The organism is Streptomyces sp. BRA346 (assembly GCF_052851135.1).
Map to the genome: position 1 here is coordinate 1 of NZ_JAIWIH010000176.1, position 1633 is coordinate 1633.

The window sequence follows — 1633 nt, forward strand, 5'->3', positions numbered from 1 at the left end:
AGTGATCACCAGACGCCTCTTCGACATCGCCAGACCCTGCCCCCGAGGTCATGCCGATGTCTTGAGACACCCCATTCCGATGTCCTGAGCGAGCACACTATCGTCCCGACGGTGCAGAGGGTCTTTGCAGGTCAACACCTGTGGAGGCCCTCTTTTCGCGCTCCCGTTCCCCGCGTCGAGGTCGAGCACGCCGCTCACCGACACCTTGACTCGGAGGCTTTTCTCCATGCCGCTTCTGGACCTGGACAAGATCACCACAGGGGTCTCCAAGACCTGGGAGGGCTTCCTGCGCGACTGGGACCGCTCCCTGCGTGCGGGCAACTACCCGGAGACCACCCGCTACAACTACCTCCTCGCCGCCGCTCAGCTCGCCCGCTACCTGAACGAGAACGCCACGCCCGACCTCGAGACGGAGGACGCGGCCGAGGACCCCACCGAGGTCACCCGCGCGCATGTCGAGGCGTTCCAGGGCTGGATGATCGAGACGCGGTCGGCGTCGACCGCGCTGAACAAGCACAAGGGACTGCAGCAGTTCTTCAAGTGGCTGATGCTAGTGTGATGCGCCAGAAATTTCGAGGCTAAGTCTGCTGCTTGTTTTCAGTGGAGGGGGCGATTCTGGCGAGGTAGTCGGCGAGGGAGTTGAGGATCTGTCGGCGGTCTTGGTCCAGGTGAAGGGTTTCGGGTCCTCGTTCCAGGTCTCGATCCAGGCCCGGATGTCGTCCTCCAGGGCTTTCACCGAGGTGTGTACGCCGCGGCGGACGAGTTTTTCGGTCAGCAGACCGAACCATCGCTCGACCTGGTTGATCCAGGAGGAGCCGGTCGGGGTGAAGTGGACGTGGAAGCGAGGGTGCTTGCCCAACCAGGTTTTGATCTCGGCGGTGTTGTGTGTGGCGTAGTTGTCACAGACCAGGTGGACCTCGAGTCCGCTCGGCACAGCCTTGTCTATGGTGACCAGGAACTTCTTGAACTCAATCGCCCGGTGGCGGCGGTGGAGTTCACTGATGACGGTGCCGTCGGCGATGTTGAACGCGGCGAACAGGCTGGTGATGCCGTGCCNCAGGTAGTCGTGGGTGCGGCGTTCGGGCATGCCCGGCATCATCGGCAGTACCGGCTGGGAGNGGTCCAGCGCCTGGATCTGGCTCTTCTCGTCCACGCACAGCACCACCGCCTTCTCCGGCGGGTTGTGGTACAGACCCACGACATCGACGACCTTCTCGATGAACTGCGGATCAGTCGAGAGCTTGAANGAATCCTGCAGATGAGGCTTGAGATCGAATCTCTTCCAGATCCGCCCGATGGTGGACTTCGACAGCCCGGTACGGGCCGCCATCGAGGCCCGCGACCAGTGCGTGTCCTTACCCGGCGTGGACTCCAGCGTCGCCACGACCACCTCCTCGACCTGGTCGAGGAGGATCGAGGGTGGCCGCCCCGGCCGGGGCTCGTCATNCAGGCCGTCGAGGCGTTTGGAGACGAAACGAGCACGCCAGCGATCCACGGTCGACGCGTCAACCCCCAGATCCGCAGCGGCCTGCCTGTTCGTCCCGCCCTCCGCACACCGCAGNACGATCCTCGCGCGCAACGCGAGATACTGAGCGCTCTTCGCTCGCCGGGCCCACCGGGTCAGCTGGGCCCG

Annotated in this window: 1 protein-coding gene and 1 pseudogene; one reads left to right on the forward strand and one right to left on the reverse strand. The window is 64.1% G+C overall.

The window, feature by feature from the left end:
• Positions 1–226 precede the first annotated feature (226 nt).
• Complete coding sequence (locus LCH29_RS43995) at positions 227–559, forward strand: phage integrase N-terminal SAM-like domain-containing protein (protein WP_446467296.1); 333 nt, start codon at positions 227–229, stop codon at positions 557–559.
• 19 nt (positions 560–578) lie between these two features.
• On the opposite strand, the pseudogene LCH29_RS44000 reads toward LCH29_RS43995, so the two are convergent.
• Positions 579–1633: pseudogene (locus LCH29_RS44000) on the reverse strand (IS630 family transposase); the annotation flags it as partial.